Raw genomic sequence first — 17,083 nt, 5'->3', positions numbered from 1 at the left:
TCTTTGTCCTATGCCTTGTCGGGAGCGGCTGCGGCCGCGCCGTCGCCGGAGCCCTTGCGCGAGCCCCCCTCGGCGGCCCGGGGCGGAAGCTGGACCCGGATGTGAAGTTCCCGGAGCTGCTTTTCGGTGACCGGGCTGGGGGCCTGCATCAGAAGGTCCTGGGCCTGGCCGTTCATGGGGAACAAGATGACCTCGCGGATGTTGGGCTCGCCCGCCAGCAGCATGACGATGCGGTCGATGCCCGGGGCCGAGCCACCGTGCGGAGGCGCACCGAAGCGGAACGCGCGCAGCATGCCGCCGAAGCGGGCCTCGACCTCCTCGGCCGGGTAGCCGGCGATCTCGAAGGCCTTGAGCATGATGTCCGGGCGGTGGTTCCGGATGGCGCCGGAGGACAGCTCCACGCCGTTGCACACGATGTCGTACTGGTAGGCCTTGATGTCCAGCGGGTCCATGGTCTCCAGCGCCTCCATCTCGCCCTGGGGCATGGAGAACGGGTTGTGGGAGAACTCGATCTGGCCCGTGTCCTCGTTGCGCTCGTACATGGGGAAGTCCACGGTCCAGCAGAAGCGGAACACGTCCTTTTCCCGCAGGCCCAGGTCGTCACAGATGCGCTCGCGCACGAGACCGGCGAACTTGGCCGCCTTCAGGGGCTTGTCACAGGCAAAGAACACCGAGTCGCCGGCCTTCAGGCCCATCTGGACCCGCAGGGCCTCGACGCGGTCCTCTTCCAGGTTCTTGGCGATGGGGCCCTTGGGGCCGTCCTCGGCGAAGATGATGTAGCCCAGACCGCCGGCCCCGTTCTCGCGGGCCCAGTCGTTGAGCTTGTCGTACCAGCCCCTGGGCTGTCCGGCGGCGCCCGGCGCCGGGATGGCGCGCACCACCGAGCCGCCCGCGATGCCCCGGGCGAACAGGCCGAAGCCGCCGTTCTCGAAGTGGGTGCTCACGTCCGCGATCAGAAGCGGGTTGCGCAGGTCCGGCTTGTCCGAGCCGTACTTCAGCATGGCCTCGTCGAAGGGGATGCGCGGGAACGGCGCCGGAGTGACGGCGCGGCCGTCGGCGAACTCCTCGAAGATCCCCTGGAGCACGGGCTCGATGGCCGCGAAGACGTCCTCCTGGGTGACGAAGCTCATCTCGAAGTCGAGCTGGTAGAACTCGCCCGGCGAGCGGTCGGCGCGGGAGTCCTCGTCGCGGAAGCACGGGGCAATCTGGAAGTACCGGTCAAAGCCCGAGACCATCAGAAGCTGCTTGAACTGCTGCGGCGCCTGGGGCAGGGCGTAGAACTGGCCCGGGTGCAGGCGCGACGGCACGAGGAAGTCGCGCGCGCCCTCGGGGGAGGAGGCGGTCAGGATCGGGGTCTGGTACTCGAGGAAGCCCTGGTCCGTCATGCGCCGGCGCAGGGACGAGATCACCCGCGAGCGCAGGACCATGTTGGCGTGCAGCTTCTCGCGGCGCAGGTCCAGGAAGCGGTAGGTCAGGCGCAGATCCTCTGGGAATTCCTGGTCTCCGGCGACCTGAATGGGCAGCACCTCGGCCGCCGAGAGCACCTCGGCCTCCCGGGCGCGGATCTCGACCTGGCCGGTGGGGATGTCCGGGTTTACGGTCTCGGCGGTGCGGTTGACCACCTGGCCCGTGACGCACACCACGCTTTCAACGCGCACCCGCTCCAGCGTCGGGAACACCGGGTCCGACTGGTCGCACACGATCTGGGTCAGGCCGTAGTGGTCGCGCAGGTCGATGAACAGGAGGCTTCCGTGGTCACGCTTCCTGTGGACCCAGCCGGACAGGCGCACGGTCTGACCCGCCAGAGCGGGATTGGCCTCGGCGCAGGTGTGGGTACGGTAACGGTGCATGGGCTGGAATCCTCTTGGTCATTCGGTTGGAGCGGCGCCGGCGCCGGAATGCGCCGCGACGAAAATAGGGGAGCCCTGTATATACGCAATGTGCAGCACAAGCAAAAGCCCTCTGAACACACGCCCCGGGATTCCGTTTTTTTTCGGCGCGGGCCCCTTGCTCCGCCGTGATCAAACCGTTACGTTACGCACCATGCTCATATCAACGACACAAGATCTCAAAGCCTTCTGTGACCGGCTTGCGGCGGAAACGTTCGTGACCGTTGACACAGAATTCATGCGCGAGAAAACCTACTGGCCGAAGCTCTGCCTGATCCAGCTCGGAGGCGAGTCGGAGGCCCGATGCATCGACCCGCTGGCGGAGGGCATTGACCTCTCCCCGGTGTTCGAGCTGATGGCCAACGAGAAGGTTCTGAAGGTTTTTCACGCCGCGCGGCAGGACCTGGAAATTTTCCTCCACGAGTCGGGCCAGATGCCCACCCCGGTGTTCGACACCCAGGTGGCCGCCATGGTGTGCGGCTTCGGCGACAGCGTGGGCTACGAAACCCTGGTCAGTTCCATCGCGAACCGCCGGATCGACAAGACCCTGCGGTTCACCGACTGGGCGCGCCGTCCCCTGTCCCAGAAACAGCTGGCCTATGCCCTTGGGGACGTGACCCACCTGCGCACGGTCTACCTGTCCTTGCGCGACACTCTGGGCCAGTCCGGCCGGGAGTGCTGGCTGGACCAGGAAATGGCCTACCTTCTGGATCCGGCCCATTACCGGGTCGTCCCCGAGGAGGCCTGGAAGCGCCTGAAGGCCCGGTCCCGCTCGCCCCGGTTCCTGGGGCTTTTGCGGGAGCTTGCCGCCTGGCGCGAGCGCACGGCCCAGGAGCGGGACATTCCCCGCAACCGTCTTCTGCGGGATGAGGGTCTTCTGGAAATTGCGGCCAGCGCGCCGACCACGGTCGAGGCCCTGTCGGAGCTGCGCAGCGTGTCGCGCGGTCTGGCCGAGGGCGCCATGGGCGAGGGCATTCTGGCGGCGGTCCGCCGGGCCCAGAAGCTGACGGACCGGGATCTGCCGCTGCTGCCCGAGCGTGAGGAGCTGCCCCACGGTCTGGGCGCGGTGATCGACCTTCTGCGGGTTCTGCTGAAAATGCGCTGTGACGAGACGGGTGTGGCCCAGAAGCTGGTGGCCACCTCCCACGACCTGGAGCGTATCGCGGCCGACGACAACGCGGATGTGCCCGCCCTGGACGGCTGGCGCCGCACCGTGTTCGGCGAGGATGCTTTGAAGCTGAAGCACGGCAAGCTGGCTCTTGCGCTGGCGCCGGACGGACGCTCGCTGCGCACCTTGCCGGTCGAGGACTGAGGGGCCCCACGGGCTCCGGTCCGGTCTTGCACCGGTCCTGGCCCGGCCTTGCACCTGTCCTGGTCTGGTCCTGTCCTGTCTTGGCCGGCCTCGGTCCTGTCCTGTCGTTTCTGTTCCGCGTTCGCCGGCGGTTCCCTGTTCCGCGTTCGCCGGCGGTTCCCTGTTCCACGTTCTCCTGTTGCCGGTTCCCGGCGCCTTTCGAGCCCTGCACCCCCGGTGTGGGGCTTTTTGGTCTGCGGATCCGGCCCCCAATATCCGGCCCCCAATATCCTGCTGCCGGTATCGGTTGCCCGGTATCCGTCCTCTGCGGATGGGCTGTTCCCGGAACCCCCCGTCGGCCACGTGCGGCGGTCCTCCGGCTGCCTGTCCGGGGGCGCCCGTCGGGTTTGGGCCGCGCCCGCTCTCCGGCGCCGTGCGGCCTGTCAGCGTCCCGGGGTGAGGAGCCAGCGCACCAGGCGGGTCACCGGGTCCGGTTTCACGGAATCGTACGGGCTCGCATCCGGGGTGCGCTCCGGTTCCACGGGGCGGGCGTCCGTGCCTCCGCCCGGTTCCGGGGGGTCGGACAGGGGTGTGGCCGGACGGACGGCGTCCGGTTCCGGAGGCTCCCCGGCGGACTGCACTCCGATCAATTGCACCCCGTTTGTCCGTACCCCGCCCGGGGGCAGGGAGCCGACCACCGGGTGCGCGGTCCCCGGCGCCGGCGGCGGCAGGGTGCGGAACATCTCCCGGTCCATCCGGTAGAGCACGTGGCGGCGCAGGCGGTGTCCGGCCGCGATCTCCGGGTGGTCGAAGGCGCCCGCGTCGTCCCGGCGCATGCCGATGCGCTCCATAACCCGCCAGGAGGGTTCGTTGACCTCCGCCGTGAACGAGACGATCTCCCCCAGCCCCAGATCCTCGAAGCCGTGGCGCAGGGCCTCCCGGGCCGCCTCCGACGCCAAACCCCGGCCCCAGAATTCCGGGCTCAGGCGGTAGCCCAGCTCGACGGCGGGGGCAAACGGGGCATCAATCTGGAAGTTCAGCAGCCCGCACAGACCGACAAATGCGCCGCTTTCCCGGTCCTCCAGCGCCCAGAGGGTGAAGCCGAACCGGTTGCGGTGATCGAAAATCCGCTGGAGAAAATTGTCGCTGTCCAGGTCTCCCATGACCGAGGGAAAGTGGCGCATGACCCGGGGATCCGCGTTCAGCCGGCGCAAGGTGTCCCGGTCCGCGTCGGTGACGTGGCGGAAAATGAGGCGTTCTGTGGGGCGGGGCAGGGCTGCGCTGACCATGGGGGCTCTTCTCTTGTCTTGACCGCGGCGGGGAAAATAGTCTAACCCGCAGGATGGTTTTTTACGCGCCTTTTAAGTCTCCTGTCATGAAAGACCCCGATGCGATGAACAGAATCTTCTCGGGCATCCAGCCCACCGGAAACCTGCACCTTGGCAACTATCTGGGGGCGATCCGGAACTGGGTCGCGCTCCAGGACGAGTTCGAGTGCGTGTTCTGCGTCGTGGACCAGCACGCCATCACGGTCTGGCAGGATCCGAAGGATCTCCTTCGCCACACCCGCGAGATGGCCGCCGCGCTCATGGCCGCCGGTCTGGATGTGGAGAAGCACATCCTGTTCAACCAGTCCATGGTTCCGGGGCACTCCCAGCTGGCCTGGATCTTCGAGTGCGTCGCCCGCATGGGCTGGATGAGCCGCATGACCCAGTTCAAGGAAAAGGCCGGAAAGGACCGGGAGCGTGTGTCCCTGGGGCTTTTTGCCTATCCGGCGCTGATGGCGGCGGACATTCTCCTGTACCAGGCCACCCACGTTCCCGTGGGCGAGGACCAGAAGCAGCACCTGGAGCTGACCCGGGACGTGGCCCAGAAGTTCAACAATGACTTCGGCGTGGAGTACTTCCCCATCACCGAGCCCCTGATCCTGGGCGAGGCCACCCGGGTCATGAGCCTGCGCGACGGCTCGAAGAAAATGAGCAAATCCGACGCCTCTGATTTTTCCCGTATCAATCTGACCGACGATGCGGATACCATTGCCCAGAAGTTCCGCAAGGCGAAGACCGACCCCGAGCCCCTTCCCGCCACGGTGGAGGAGCTGGAGGGCCGTCCCGAGGCCTCGAACCTTGTGGGCATTTACGCAGCGCTTGCCGACATGACGAAAGCCGGTGTCCTGGACCAGGTCGGGGGCCGGGCCTTCTCGGAATTCAAGGGCGAACTCACGGATCTGGCGGTTTCGGTTCTGGAACCCATCAACACCCGCATGAAAGTCTACCTCGAGGACACGGACCGTATCGACGCCGTGTTGCGCGACGGGGCCGAGCGGGCCAATGCCATTGCCGAATCCGTGATCCGCGATGTCTACGACATCGTGGGCTTCCTGCGGGTCTGACCGGCCGCTCTCCGGTATCACACGCGTGCGGGGCTTCCGTGTCCGGGAGCCCCCGCCGCCTTTCAGAGGTTCGGTTCCCATGGACCATTTCTGCTATCACAACGGCGTGCTCCACGTGGAGGACGTCTCCGTCGAGGCCATCGCCGCCGAGGTGGGCACCCCGTTCTATGTCTACTCGCGGGCCACGCTGCTGAGGCACTACGAGGTCATGCGCGACGCCCTCTCGGGGACGGACTCCCTGGTCTGCTTTGCCATGAAGGCCAACTCCAACAAGGCGGTGCTGTCGGTTCTGGCTGCAGCGGGCGCGGGGGTGGACGTGGTGTCCGCGGGCGAGATGCACATGGCGCTCGCGGCCGGGTTCCCGGCGAACCGCATCGTCTTTTCCGGCGTGGGCAAGACCCGCGCCGAGCTGGAGGCCGCTGTCCGGGCGGGCATCCACCAGATCAACGTGGAGTCGGAAAACGAGCTCTATACCCTGGCCGAGGTGGCGCGGGGTCTGGGCAAGCGGGCCGCCATTGCCTTCCGCGTCAATCCGGACGTGGGGGTGGACACGCACGAGAAGATCGCCACGGGCCGCAAGGAAAACAAGTTCGGGATCGACTGGGAGCGCATCGTTCCCCTGTACCAGCTGGCCTCGGGCATGCCGGGCATTGATGTGAAGGGGATCGGGGTCCACATCGGATCCCAGATTCTCGACCTGGTGCCGTTCCGCCGCGCATTCGAGCGGGTGCGCGATCTGGTGGCCACCTTGCGGGCCTCGGGGCTGAAGGTGGAGCGGGTGGATCTGGGCGGAGGCATGGGGATCCCCTACCGCCGCAACATCAACGACCAGGTGGGGCCGGAGCCGAGGGACTACGGCGCCCTTGCGCTGGAGCACTTCCGGGGCATGGGGCTCCAGGTCATCTGCGAGCCCGGGCGCCTGATCGCCGGCAACGCGGGCATGCTGGTCTCGCGCGTCGTCTACATCAAGAAGGGCGAGACCCGCACCTTTCTGGTTCTGGACGCGGGGCAGAACGACCTGATCCGCCCCACGCTCTATGATGCCTATCACGAGATCATTCCGGTCCACCAGGCCGATGCGGGGGCGCCCCTGCTTCCGTTCGACGTGGTCGGACCCGTGTGCGAGACCGGGGACACGTTCGCCCGGCAGCGGCGCCTGCCTCCGCTCGAGGAGGGGGATCTGGTGGCCTTTGCCACGGCGGGGGCCTATGGCGCGGTCATGTCCTCGACCTACAACGGCCGCCCGCTGGTCCCCGAGGTTCTGGTGAGCGGGGACCGTATGGCGGTTGTCCGCCGCCGTCCCACCCTGGAGGAGATGACCGCTCTCGAGAGCGTTCCCGACTGGCTCTAGCGGGGGCGGCCCGGTGGCCCGCCGATGACCGTAATCACGCGCCCCTGTGCCCCCCGCACGGGGGCGTTTTTCTTGCGCGGGTCCGCGCGGCGGGCAGGTGCGTTGCCGTCAGCGGCGCGGGCTCGGGCGGGTTCTAGAGAGCCGCGAACTCGGCGCACTGGGTCAAGTCCTTCTCAAGCTCCTGGCGGGTCACGTCGAACCCGTAGACCAGGACGGCGGGCGCTCCGGTGGACCGGTCCCGGGTTCGCAGGGCTCCGATCTGGTACCAGGCGATGTCGTCAATGGTGTTGAGGGCCAGCAGCCGGATGGCGGTCTCGCCGTGGCTCCAGGCAGCGTCGATCAGGGTCTCGATTTCCCGGCGCTCGGTGAAGCGCTCGAAGAAGGGGACTTCGTCCAGGGATCCGAAGGTGGTGTCCGCGGCCATGTTCTGGAAAACGGCGGTGCCGTCCACCAGCAGGAGGGTGCACACCACCGGCATGTCCTGGAGCATCCCGAGGGAGCGGGTGTGGCGTTCGCCCTCCTCGGAATCCCGGACGTTTTCCGGGTAGGCCTCGAACAGGATGGCGTTCTCGCCCTCCCACCCGATGCCCGAGCAGCGGCAGAACACCGTGGTGGGCTCGTCGCGGGGGTAGAAGGTCCAGCGCTCCCAGATGTCCTCACCCGACTGGAACAGCTTCATGTAGTGCTGGAAGCGCCGCTGGATCGCGGGGGAGACCGGCGTCATGTTCCGGCGCCGCAGCCCGCTGACCGACTCTGCCTTCCAGAACGCGAGAGCCGAGGGGTTGGCCCACAGCACCCGCCCCTGGTCGTGGGAGAAGATCCACACCGGCGTTGCGAGTCGTTCCAGGATCGGGGGAAATTGGGCAGGAGTCATATCCGACATCGGGTGTCTCTCTTTTTTGCTTTTCCGGTGCCGGGCGGCGGCAGGACAACAGTGATGTGGTGTTCAATCAGGACGGTGTACCGGGAAAACAGGGGGGACTTTCACCGGGCGCGGGATAATATTATCACCAAAACAGTTTAATGGAACGGGCTACTGTGCATTTCGTGCGCCCGCTCCGTGTTTGCCGGGTCCGTGTCACGAAAGGCCCCCGGCGCGTCGGCGCGGCGGGGTGTTCCGCGCTTGCCTGGAGGGCCTGACTCGGGTACAACCGCCCATGCGCCTGCGGAACCGTGCGCGGCGGCACGCGTGACCGGGATCCGGTCCGCCAACCGGACGACACGGCCCGGAGGGTGCTCAGGGCCGTCCGGCCTCCGCCGGCCGTTTTCGGCCCGGCTCCGGTGTCGGCTGTGTGGCCGGAGATCGCACCGGATACCCCTCGGGACAGGTCAGCATGCGGACGTTTCCAACCCTAACGGTCTACATTGCGCGCAACTACCTCGGAGCCCTGGCCTGGGTTCTCCTGGTGGTCGGGGGGCTTTTGTTCCTCTTCGACAGCATCGAGCTGATCCGGCGCGCGGGCTCCCGCGAGGTGAGGATGGAGACCATCCTTGCCATGGCCCTGTTCCACCTGCCCACGCTGTTGCAGTCCACCCTGTCCTTTGTGTTCATGGCGGCGGGACTTCTGTGTTTCTGGCGGTTTTCCCGCTCCAGTGAGCTGGTCGTCTTTCGGGGCATTGGCCTGTCCGCCTGGCGGTTCCTGGCTCCCGTGATCGGGACCGTGGCCGTGCTCAGTGTGCTGAACGTGACCGTGTTCAATCCCGTGACCGCGGCGCTCTACAAGCGCTATGAGCGGCTCGAGCCCGTGCTTGAGGGCGGGCGGGTGGCGCCCATGGCCGTGTCCAGCGGCGGGTTCTGGCTGCGGGAGGTGACGCCCGACGGTACCGTTGTGACCCACGCCCGGGGCGCGCGGCAGGAGGGCCGGGTTCTGTCCCTCAACGATGTGACGGTGTTCCGCTTTGATCCGGCTGGCAAGTTTCTCGAGCGCACGGACGCGCAGACCGCCGTTCTGGGCCATGATGAACTGCTGCTGTCCAACGTGATCGAGACCCGGCCGGGCTTCGCGCCGGAACGCTATGAAAACCGGTCCCTGCCCACGGACCTGACCCTGCCCAAGATCCGGGAGAGTTTTTCCTCGCCCGAGACCATTTCCTTCTGGGGCCTTTTGTCGGTCATCCGCTTTTTCGAGGCGGCCGGTTTTTCCGCCAACGATCACCGTCTGTACTTCCATTCCCTTCTGGCCTCTCCGGTCCTTACGCTGGCCATGGTGCTTCTCGGGGCGGTGTTTTCCATTGGCGCGGCCCAGCGGTCCGCGAACTGGCTTTTGCGCCTGTCGGGGGCGACCGCGGTCGGCTTCGGGGTCTACGTGCTGGAGCGGGTCACCCTGGCCCTGGGCCGGTCCGAGACCCTGCCGATCGCTCTGGCGGTCTGGGCCCCGGCCTTCATCGCCCTGTTTATCGCGCTTTTCTTTATCTTCCACATTGAGGACGGTTAGGGGTGACAGTCTCCGCCACACGTGACTCCCTGATGGTCCGGCTCCTTTTCTCGGGGCCGGGCTTTCTTTCTGTTCTGGGGCTTCTGGGCGCTGGCCGCTGGCTTCTGGCCCGGGCCAGTGCCTTCCCCCTTTCGGGGAACGAGGCCCTGCTCCAGGAGCGCGGGCTGGGCCTTTTGTCGTTCCCGGGGCTGCTGTCCGGCCTGTCCGACGGCCCGCCTCTTGTGCCGCTGGGGTTCGCCGCTGTGGGCGAGGGCGGGGCCGGGGGGCTTTTGTGGTTCACCTGGGCGGGGCTGGCCGGGGGACTTCTGGCGGCCGGTCTGGTGTGGCTTCTGGCCCGGGAACTGGTGGACTCTCGCCGCGCGTTCTGGGCGGCCCTTCTGTTTGCCACCCTCCCGGTTCTGGGGGCGGAGGCCCTGGTGTTTGATCCCGCTCTGGCGGGGGCGGTGTTCTGGGGGCTGGCTCTTGTGCTTCTGGCCCACGCCCTGAGGACAGACCGGGCCCTGTTCTGGGCGGCCTTCGGGATCGTGGCCGGTGTCGGGATCCTGGCCCACTGGGCGGTGGCCCTTGTGTTTCCGTGCCTGGCGGTCTTTACCGCGGTCGCCCCCGAGATGCGCTCGCTGTGGCGCCGGCCCGGGGTGTGGATTGCCCTGTGCCTCGCGGCGCTTCTGGCGGCGCCCCTTGCTCTTTCCCTTCCGGATGCCCTGGATCCCGAGACCCTGCATCTGGCCTGGGCGGCGGCGGGCCGTGTTCTGTGGGGACAGCTGGCGCTGTTCGGTCCGCTGCTTGTGGCGCTGGTTCTGTGGCTTGCCCTTGATCCTCGCGGGCGTCCGCGCCTCCCCGAGGACAGTCCGCCCGCCGATCAGCGGCGCATGACGGCCCGCTCCCGGTTTTTCCTGTCCTTCTGCCTGCCGGTTCCGGTTCTTCTGGCCGCCTGTGCCCTGGCGGGGCTTGAGGTTCCCCTTCAGGCCGGTCTGTGTGCCGGGGCGGGCGCCTGTCTTCTGGTGGCGGACCGCCTTGCGGGCGCCCGGGTGTGGCGTGCGGCGCTGCCGGTCCTGGTTCTGGCCCATGCGGCCCTTTCCCTGGGCTTCCTGTTTCCGGAGGAGGGGCGTTTTCGCTCCGCGTTCTGGAGCCTGGCCGCAGACCACGCCCCTCTGCCCGACGACCGCAGCGCCCGGGAGGTGGCCGCATGGCTTGAGGCCCTGTGCCAGCGCCCGGATCCGCTTCCGGTTCGCATCGGGGATCCGGCGGCGCGTGCGGTGCTGGGGTACGCCCTCGCCCTGGGCGACAGGGGGCGCGACGCCTGCGAGCTGGCCCCGGTGTCGCCCGGGCAGGACTCTTTTGATCGGGTCATCGAGGTGGAGCTGGCCCGGACCTTCGGCCCGTCTCTTCCCTTCCCCCAGGGGGCGGAGCCGGTGGGGTATCTGGCCCTGGAGACCGAGCCCCCGAGGGGCGCGACGACCCCGGCGGACCGATGGATTGTGGCCCGGGCCTTTCTCCTGGACGGCGCCCCTGGGGCGGGTGCGTCCGGGATGCCCGGCCCGGCTGTGATGCTGCCCGCGGATGGGGGCGAGGGTGAGCCCGAGGGCTCCGACCTTTCCGGCGGTGTGCCGGGGGCGCCCTCCCGTCCGGTGGTTCCCGGCTCTTCGGACTGATCCGACACCCGGGCCGCGTTTCGAGCCCTCTGCATGAGCGGGGGCTTTATCCCCGCTCTCCCCATTATCCACAGTCGTGGTGCCGCTCTGTGGAGACCGGTGCGCAGGCGGCGCTCCGGCCGGGCGGGGCTTATCCCCGCTCTCCCCGTTATCCACAGTCGTGATGCCTGTCTGTGGAGACCGGTGGGCTGGCCGCGCTTTGCCCGGGCGGGGCTTTTCCCCGCTCTCCCCGTTATCCACAGTCGTGGTGCCGGTCTGTGGAGACCGGTGGGCTGGCCGCGCTCAGCCCGGTCGGGGCTTTATCCCCGCTCTCCCCGTTATCCACAGTCGTGATGCCGGTCTGTGGAGACCGGTGCACCGGCGGCGCTTTGCCCGGGCGGGGGGTTTCCCCGCTCTCCCCGTTATCCACAGTGGTGATGCCGGTCTGTGGAGACCGGTGGGCTGGCCGCGCTTTGCCCGGGCGGGGGTTTTCCCCGCTCTCCCCGTTATCCACAGTCGTGATGCCGCCCTGTGAAGACCGGTGCGCGGGATGCGCTTTGCCCGGGCGGGGGCTTTTCCCCGCTCTCCCCGTTATCCACAGGGGCGGGCGCTTGCGCCTACCACACCCCCGTATTGGGCATGGAGGCCCAGGGCTCCCGGGGGGGCTGCGGGTCGCCCGCCTGCAGGAACTCGATGGAGATCCCCTCGGGGGAGCGGACAAAGGCCATGTAGCCGTCCCGGGGCGGGCGGTTGATGGTGACGCCGCGGTCCATCAGGCGCTGGCACACGGCGTAGATGTCGTCCACCCGGTAGGCCAGATGGCCGAAGTTCCGGCCGCCGGTGTAGGCCTCCGGGTCGTGGTTCCAGGTCAGCTCCAGCAGGGGGGCCTGGTCACGCTGGGCGCGTTCCACGTCGTCGGGGGCGGCCAGATAGACCAGGGTGTACCGGCCGGCCGGATTCTCGGTGCGCCGGACCTCCACGAGCCCAAGGCCGTCCCGGTAGAAGGCAAGGGCCGCGTCCAGGTCGGCGACCCGGACCATGGTGTGCAGATACCGCATGGGCGGTGTCTCCTCGTATAGTGTTTTGTGACGGGTTTTGTGTGTGCCCGGCGCAAGGGGGCCGGAGGGCGGGGCCCGGCGTCTGCCGGATGCCCCTCCCGGTCCGGTCCCGTCAGGGAGCCGGATGGTGTGCGGTGTCGGCGCCCCGGGAGCTCAGGGCGCAGGGGTCGGTGGCGTCGGGCTGGGCGAGGACGCTGCATCCCTCTCCCGTGTCCCGCACCTTGGCGATCCGCAGCGTGTTGGTGGAGCCCGCGTATCCGAAGGGAACGCCCGCGGTCACCACGATGGGCTCGCCCGCTGTTCCGAACTTCTCGCGCAGGACCACGCAGTTGGCCACGTCGATCATTTCCGAGAAGCTCTGGATGTCCCGGCCGACGATGACCGGGTGGATGCCCCACACCAGTTTCATGCGCCGGGCCACGGCCTGGTGCACGGTCAGGCACAGGATCGGCACCACCGGCCTCTGGCGCGAGACCCGGATGGCGGTGGAGCCCGAGGTGGTGTAGGCCACGATCAGGCTGGCCTTCAGGGTTTCGGCGACCTGGCTTGCGGCGGCGGCGATGGCATCCGCGTCGGTGTCCTCGGGGATCTCGCGGCGGTTGGCACGCAGGTGGCGGTAGTACTCGTCGGTCTCCACCTGCTTGATGATGCGGTCCATGATGGCGACGGCCTCCACCGGGAACTTGCCCACGGCGGTCTCGGCGGAGAGCATCACCGCATCCGCGCCGTCGTAGATGGCGGTTGCCACGTCCGAGGCCTCGGCCCGGGTGGGCGTGGGGGCGTTCACCATGCTTTCCAGCATCTGGGTGGCCACCACCACCGGGCGCCCGGCCTGGTGGCAGGCCTGGAGAACCTGCTTTTGCAGGATGGGAACCCGCTCGGGGGGGACTTCCACGCCCAGGTCACCGCGGGCAATCATGATGGCGTCCGACAGGTCGATAATGTCCTCCAGCTGGTCGAAGGCCGCGGGTTTCTCGAGTTTCGAGATGATGGAGGCCCGGCCGTCGATCAGCTCGCGCAGCTCGGCGACGTCGTCCGGCCGCTGGACGAAGGACAGGGCGACCCAGTCCACCCCCAGATCCAGCCCGAACACCAGGTCCGCCCGGTCCTTTGCGGTCATGGCCGAGATGGGCAGGGTGGTGTTGGGCACGTTCAGGCCCTTGCGGTCCGACAGGACGCCGCCCACGATCACCCGGGTGACGATGCTCTTTGCCGTGACCTCCTCGACTCTCAGGTGCAGCTTTCCGTCGTCCAGCAGCAGGTCCGAGCCCTCGGTCAGGGCCCGGAAGATCTCGGGGTGGGGAAGCTCCACCCGCTGGTCCGTGCCCAGGTCCGGGTCCATGTCGAGATGGAAGGTGGCGCCGGTCTCCAGAAGGATCCGGCCCTTCTCGAAGGCGCCGACCCGCAGTTTCGGACCCTGGAGGTCCATGAGGATTCCGATGGGCGTTCCCAGCTTCCTCTCGAGGCTCCGCACGACATCGTAGTTGGCGCGGTGGTCATCGTAGGAGCCGTGGGAGAAGTTCATCCGGACCACGTCGGCTCCGGCCAGAACGAGACGCTCGAGCATCTCGGGGGAGCTTGTGGCCGGACCAAGTGTGGCCAGTATTTTCGCAGACCTGTTGCGTTTCATCAGTTGAGAGTCCAGTTTTTCAAGGGGATCGCCGGGAACGCAGGTAGGGATCCTCGGGTTCAAACAGGGAACGGAAGGGCGTGCGGCGCAGTTCGTCGTCCAGGCGCTGGATGAACTTTTCCGCATAGTCGGAGGGGTCGGCAACCCGGAGAACGCTGGAGAGGACCATGCCGTCCTCCGGGGCAAAGGCGGTATCAAGGCGGGAGCGCAGGTCCGAGGAAAAGGACCGGAAGGCCTCGTCCAGCGGTTCCCCCTCCACGGCCCGTCCCAGGACCACAAGGGACGCTCCCCCCATGGCCCCGGAAAAATGCATGGGGTTGTCCTCAAAGCGGGGCAGTCTCCTGGCCACGGATTCAAGGGCCCGGGTTGCCCGGAGGATGCCGCCCAGACGGCGCAGCGTGACGTAGCTCTCCAGATAGATAAGGGCGCCGAAAACCGCACCCCCCTCGGTCCGGGAGAGGGCAAGAAAATCGTCGAGGCGACGCATCAGGGTGCTGCGGTTCAGCATCCCGGGGATTTCGTCCTGCTCCATCCGGGTGAGCAGGTCCATCTCGCGCTGCTCGGCGGCGGCCAGTTTCTCCCGCAGCGTGTCCAGGAGCTCCACAAGGGAGGTGACCGCGGTTTGGACCTCGCCGGTGAACAGACGCGGAGGCAGGCCGAAGGCGTTGACGTTGACCCGGTCCTCCGGGGTGTCGGCGGCCGGGGGGCGGGCCGGGCGCGCGCCCTGGGCCTGGGTTTGGGCCTGGGTTTGGGCCTGGGACTGACCCGGGGTCCGTGCGGGCGCGGCCGGATCCGCCCCGGCGGTCTTGCGCAGGGCGCGTCCCGTGTCCAGGGCGGTCCTTTGGGCCGCGTCGGCGGCCTCGGGCGAGGGCGGCGGGGCCGGGCGCCAGTGCTCAGGAGCAAGGGCGCTGGAGGGCGGCACCGTGCCGAAGGTGTCCTCGAAGTTTCCGAGCTGGCGCCCCGCGTCGGCCGAGAGCTCGATGCGGTCGCCGTCCGTATCCTCCCCGTAGTCCGCCCGGAAGGGACTGCGGCTGCGCCGCCTGCGGTCGCGCTGGCGCGGATCCGATTGCCCCTCCCCGGGCTGGGGGATGCGTTGGGTGGGTAAAATGGAATCGGCCATTCCCGTATCCTCGTTCGGCGTTCTCCCGGAAAACCGGCCTGGAAGCAGTAAAAACAAATATACACCATTCCTGTCCGCAAGAAAAACCGGCGAAGCGGTCGGGGATGAAATTTCAGCCCGGGTGCCCGTGAAGGCCCCGTCAGGGAGGCACCGGCGCGGGCTATCGCGCTTTACGGGTTTCCCTCGGGCCCGGGATGCACTATTTTGGGCCGCCCCGGTCGTGCTCACGGCCCGGGCCAAAGCCGGGCATGGCCCGTTTTCGGGGCCAGGACGGTCCTTCTTTGTCAGGTGTTCCCTTTATTCCGGCCCCCGGGCAGTGGCGTCGCCCTGTGTGCGGGTGGGCCCGGCGTTTTCCGGCCCCGCGGTGTCCGGGCCTCCAACAGGTAACGGCGAATGCAGTCATCATTTCAGCGTATGGGGGCAGCCCCTTTGCGTGCCGCCCCCGACGAGGGGCGAAGCTCGGGACGTTTTGTCCCCCCGGGAGGCGGTCGCCCCGATCCCCAGGCGCGGGATTACTTTGGCCCGTCCGGCCCCTATCCCGAGGTGCCTTTTCAGGCCGCCTACGCCGCCGGGCCCGAGGCCGAGGGCCCCTCTGTCCTGCGCACGACGCCGTTCCAGTCGGTCGGGCGCACGCTGCGGGACTCCATGCGCTACCTGTTCGAGACCCATGCCCGGTATCTGACCCTGGCGCTGCTCCTGTTCATGGGGGTTGCGGGGGCGCTGCTGGTTCTGGGCTGGGCGAGGGGCTTTCCCATCACCTCGTCCGAGGCCTGGTCGATTCTGATTCTGGGCTACGGCGCCGTGGGCTTCCTGCTCGCGTTCCTGATCAGTCTTGTGGTGCTGCACTGGCTGACGGTGTGGCTGTCGAAGACCCTGACCGGCGCCCGGCTTTTCCGTCCGACCCCTCGAAAACCGCTGGGGGAGCGCCTGTTTTTCCTGGTGACCTTCATTGCCTCGGTCTGGGGCGGGTACACCAGCTATTACGGCTTCCAGATCGTGTTTTTCTCCCCGGAGGAGGGAATCCGCTACTGGCTGGTGCCCCTTCTGGCCGGGCTGATCGCGTGCAGCTTTGTCTTTACCTTCTGGGTGACCCTGTTCGAGCGCATGGAGATGTCCAGCCTCTGGCAGAAGCTGGTGCTGCTGCTGATCATTGCTCCCGCCGGGGCCGCCATCATTTTCGGCATGTCCACCGCCACGGGGGTGCTGGGCATCGGCGGCGATGCGGCCATCACCTATCATATGCGTCTGTCGGTGGACGCGATGCAGGACACCCTGAACGACATCCGGCAGGAGCGTGACCGGGAGTATGACCGCCTGATCCCCATCATGACCCAGACGGCCCAGCGGTTCGAGCGCCTGGCCGACGAGGAGGAGCGCCGGGGCACCCTGACCCAGGCGGCCGGAGCGGGAGCGGTCTCGAATTACCTGCGGGATTTGGGCCGCCAGGCGGAGGCCACCGCCCGGGATCTGGAGGAGCAGCGCCGGGTCGAGACCCTGAACATGATCGAGCTCAACGACAACATGCGCAAGCTGCGCGAGGCCTTCGGCAACCGGGGCCGCAAGTTCCGGGCCCAGCTGGAGACCCTGGTGCGGGACATGAACGCGGTCCAAAGCGAGATCGGCAAGGTGATCGGGGCCTCTCCCCTTGATCTTGTGCGCTTCCAGGTGGCCTCCATGCGGGGGATCCGGCCCCTGACGCCCAGCTCGGTGAACCGGGCCTTCGCCGACAGCCAGAAGGAGGTCATGGCCAACCTGGAGGGGGAGAAGAACAGCACCCTGTCCGAGATCGAGCGCAGCCTCCAGCAGCTCCAGAAGGAGGCCTCCCGGAAGCCTCCCGGCTTCATGGTCATGCACGACCTGGAGGCCATCGTGGTCTACTGGCGTCAGGTCTGGCTTTCGTGGGCCATCTCCATCGCGGTCGACATGGGCCCGTTTCTGTGGATTCTGGTGGCCGCCGTGATGCCCATGGGCAACTATCTCCAGAGCCAGAAGGCCGAGGAGGCCTGGATCGAGAACAACTACCCCGAGGCCCAGGCCTGAGGCCCGTGTCCCGGGGCTCTTGTGTCCGCCGCTCTGGCGCCTGTGTTTTCCGGAGTGTTCGCCCCCGTTCGGGGCGCCTCTCCGCTGTGATCTCCCCTGCCGGATGTCGGGCGGGCGTTCCGCGTCCTGGGGGCGAGTCCTTTTCCCACGGTTCCCGGGGGTCATTTTTGCAGGAAAATTTCGTAACCCGGCGTTTCGGGGAACGATAGTTTCCTGCCAATTCCGACAAAAAAATGAGGTTTCTGA

The 17,083-nt window shown here is 67.6% G+C and carries 12 protein-coding genes; 6 read left to right on the top strand and 6 right to left on the bottom strand.

The genetic code is table 11. From position 1 onward, the window contains the following. Positions 1–8: 8 nt before the first annotated feature. On the bottom strand, positions 9–1,850 hold the full coding sequence (aspS, locus tag IHV25_RS05600) for an aspartate--tRNA ligase (protein WP_192534125.1): 1,842 nt from the start codon (positions 1,848–1,850) through the stop codon (positions 9–11). A 193-nt stretch (positions 1,851–2,043) separates the two neighbouring features. On the opposite strand from aspS, the gene rnd reads away from it, so the two are divergent. Continuing rightward, positions 2,044–3,201 (top strand): ribonuclease D, encoded by a 1,158-nt coding sequence (gene rnd / locus IHV25_RS05595; protein ID WP_192534124.1) that lies wholly within the window; start codon positions 2,044–2,046, stop codon positions 3,199–3,201. A gap of 422 nt (positions 3,202–3,623) precedes the next feature. On the opposite strand, the gene IHV25_RS05590 is transcribed toward rnd, so the two are convergent. Next, entirely contained in the window at positions 3,624–4,469 is an 846-nt protein-coding gene (locus tag IHV25_RS05590; protein ID WP_192534123.1) for a GNAT family N-acetyltransferase, read from the bottom strand. Positions 4,470–4,573: 104 nt separating this feature from the next. Between IHV25_RS05590 and trpS the strand changes: the two genes are divergently transcribed. Together trpS and lysA are read left to right on the top strand one after the other, a co-directional pair. Further along, positions 4,574–5,572 (top strand): tryptophan--tRNA ligase, encoded by a 999-nt coding sequence (trpS, locus tag IHV25_RS05585; RefSeq protein WP_192534122.1) that lies wholly within the window; start codon positions 4,574–4,576, stop codon positions 5,570–5,572. Between the two features lie 79 nt (positions 5,573–5,651). Further along, entirely contained in the window at positions 5,652–6,923 is a 1,272-nt protein-coding gene (gene lysA / locus IHV25_RS05580; RefSeq protein WP_192534121.1) for a diaminopimelate decarboxylase, read from the top strand. A gap of 133 nt (positions 6,924–7,056) precedes the next feature. Here the strand turns inward: lysA and IHV25_RS05575 are convergent, their stop codons facing one another. Then, positions 7,057–7,806, bottom strand: coding sequence for a nitrogen regulation protein NR(II) (locus IHV25_RS05575; RefSeq protein ID WP_192534120.1), 750 nt, complete (start codon positions 7,804–7,806; stop codon positions 7,057–7,059). A gap of 451 nt (positions 7,807–8,257) precedes the next feature. Here IHV25_RS05575 and lptG point away from each other — a divergent pair, with 451 nt between their 5' ends. After that, the gene (lptG, locus tag IHV25_RS05570) at positions 8,258–9,358 is read left to right on the top strand and encodes an LPS export ABC transporter permease LptG (protein ID WP_192534119.1); all 1,101 of its coding nucleotides are present in this window, start codon (positions 8,258–8,260) and stop codon (positions 9,356–9,358) included. A 2-nt stretch (positions 9,359–9,360) separates the two neighbouring features. Further along, entirely contained in the window at positions 9,361–11,010 is a 1,650-nt protein-coding gene (locus IHV25_RS05565) for a glycosyltransferase family 39 protein (protein WP_192534118.1), read from the top strand. 596 nt (positions 11,011–11,606) lie between these two features. On the opposite strand, the gene IHV25_RS05560 is transcribed toward IHV25_RS05565, so the two are convergent. From IHV25_RS05560 to IHV25_RS05550, 3 genes are all read right to left on the bottom strand, one after another. Next, positions 11,607–12,047 carry a VOC family protein gene (locus IHV25_RS05560; protein WP_192534117.1) on the bottom strand — a complete coding sequence of 147 codons (441 nt, stop codon included), beginning with the start codon at positions 12,045–12,047 and terminating at the stop codon, positions 11,607–11,609. A gap of 112 nt (positions 12,048–12,159) precedes the next feature. After that, entirely contained in the window at positions 12,160–13,677 is a 1,518-nt protein-coding gene (gene pyk / locus IHV25_RS05555; RefSeq protein ID WP_192534116.1) for a pyruvate kinase, read from the bottom strand. Positions 13,678–13,696: 19 nt separating this feature from the next. Next, positions 13,697–14,797, bottom strand: coding sequence for a hypothetical protein (locus tag IHV25_RS05550; protein WP_192534115.1), 1,101 nt, complete (start codon positions 14,795–14,797; stop codon positions 13,697–13,699). Positions 14,798–15,190: 393 nt separating this feature from the next. On the opposite strand from IHV25_RS05550, the gene IHV25_RS05545 reads away from it, so the two are divergent. Then, on the top strand, positions 15,191–16,837 hold the full coding sequence (locus IHV25_RS05545) for a hypothetical protein (RefSeq protein ID WP_192534114.1): 1,647 nt from the start codon (positions 15,191–15,193) through the stop codon (positions 16,835–16,837). Positions 16,838–17,083: the final 246 nt, after the last annotated feature.

Source organism: Phaeovibrio sulfidiphilus, assembly GCF_014861485.1.
In the GTDB taxonomy this organism is placed as follows: Bacteria; Pseudomonadota; Alphaproteobacteria; order Rhodospirillales; family Rhodospirillaceae; genus Phaeovibrio; species Phaeovibrio sulfidiphilus.
This window is presented reverse-complemented; position numbering and strand designations above follow the sequence as displayed.

What these genes read in the sequence shown, in the direction of transcription:
- IHV25_RS05550 (WP_192534115.1), bottom strand. Translation starts at nt 14,797, where the DNA reads ATGGCCGATTCCATTTTACCCACCCAACGCATCCCCCAGCCCGGGGAG.
- lysA (WP_192534121.1), top strand. Translation starts at nt 5,652, where the DNA reads ATGGACCATTTCTGCTATCACAACGGCGTGCTCCACGTGGAGGACGTC.
- aspS (WP_192534125.1), bottom strand. Translation starts at nt 1,850, where the DNA reads ATGCACCGTTACCGTACCCACACCTGCGCCGAGGCCAATCCCGCTCTG.
- IHV25_RS05560 (WP_192534117.1), bottom strand. Translation starts at nt 12,047, where the DNA reads ATGCGGTATCTGCACACCATGGTCCGGGTCGCCGACCTGGACGCGGCC.
- rnd (WP_192534124.1), top strand. Translation starts at nt 2,044, where the DNA reads ATGCTCATATCAACGACACAAGATCTCAAAGCCTTCTGTGACCGGCTT.
- IHV25_RS05590 (WP_192534123.1), bottom strand. Translation starts at nt 4,469, where the DNA reads ATGGTCAGCGCAGCCCTGCCCCGCCCCACAGAACGCCTCATTTTCCGC.
- pyk (WP_192534116.1), bottom strand. Translation starts at nt 13,677, where the DNA reads ATGAAACGCAACAGGTCTGCGAAAATACTGGCCACACTTGGTCCGGCC.
- lptG (WP_192534119.1), top strand. Translation starts at nt 8,258, where the DNA reads ATGCGGACGTTTCCAACCCTAACGGTCTACATTGCGCGCAACTACCTC.
- IHV25_RS05545 (WP_192534114.1), top strand. Translation starts at nt 15,191, where the DNA reads ATGCAGTCATCATTTCAGCGTATGGGGGCAGCCCCTTTGCGTGCCGCC.
- IHV25_RS05575 (WP_192534120.1), bottom strand. Translation starts at nt 7,806, where the DNA reads ATGTCGGATATGACTCCTGCCCAATTTCCCCCGATCCTGGAACGACTC.
- trpS (WP_192534122.1), top strand. Translation starts at nt 4,574, where the DNA reads ATGAACAGAATCTTCTCGGGCATCCAGCCCACCGGAAACCTGCACCTT.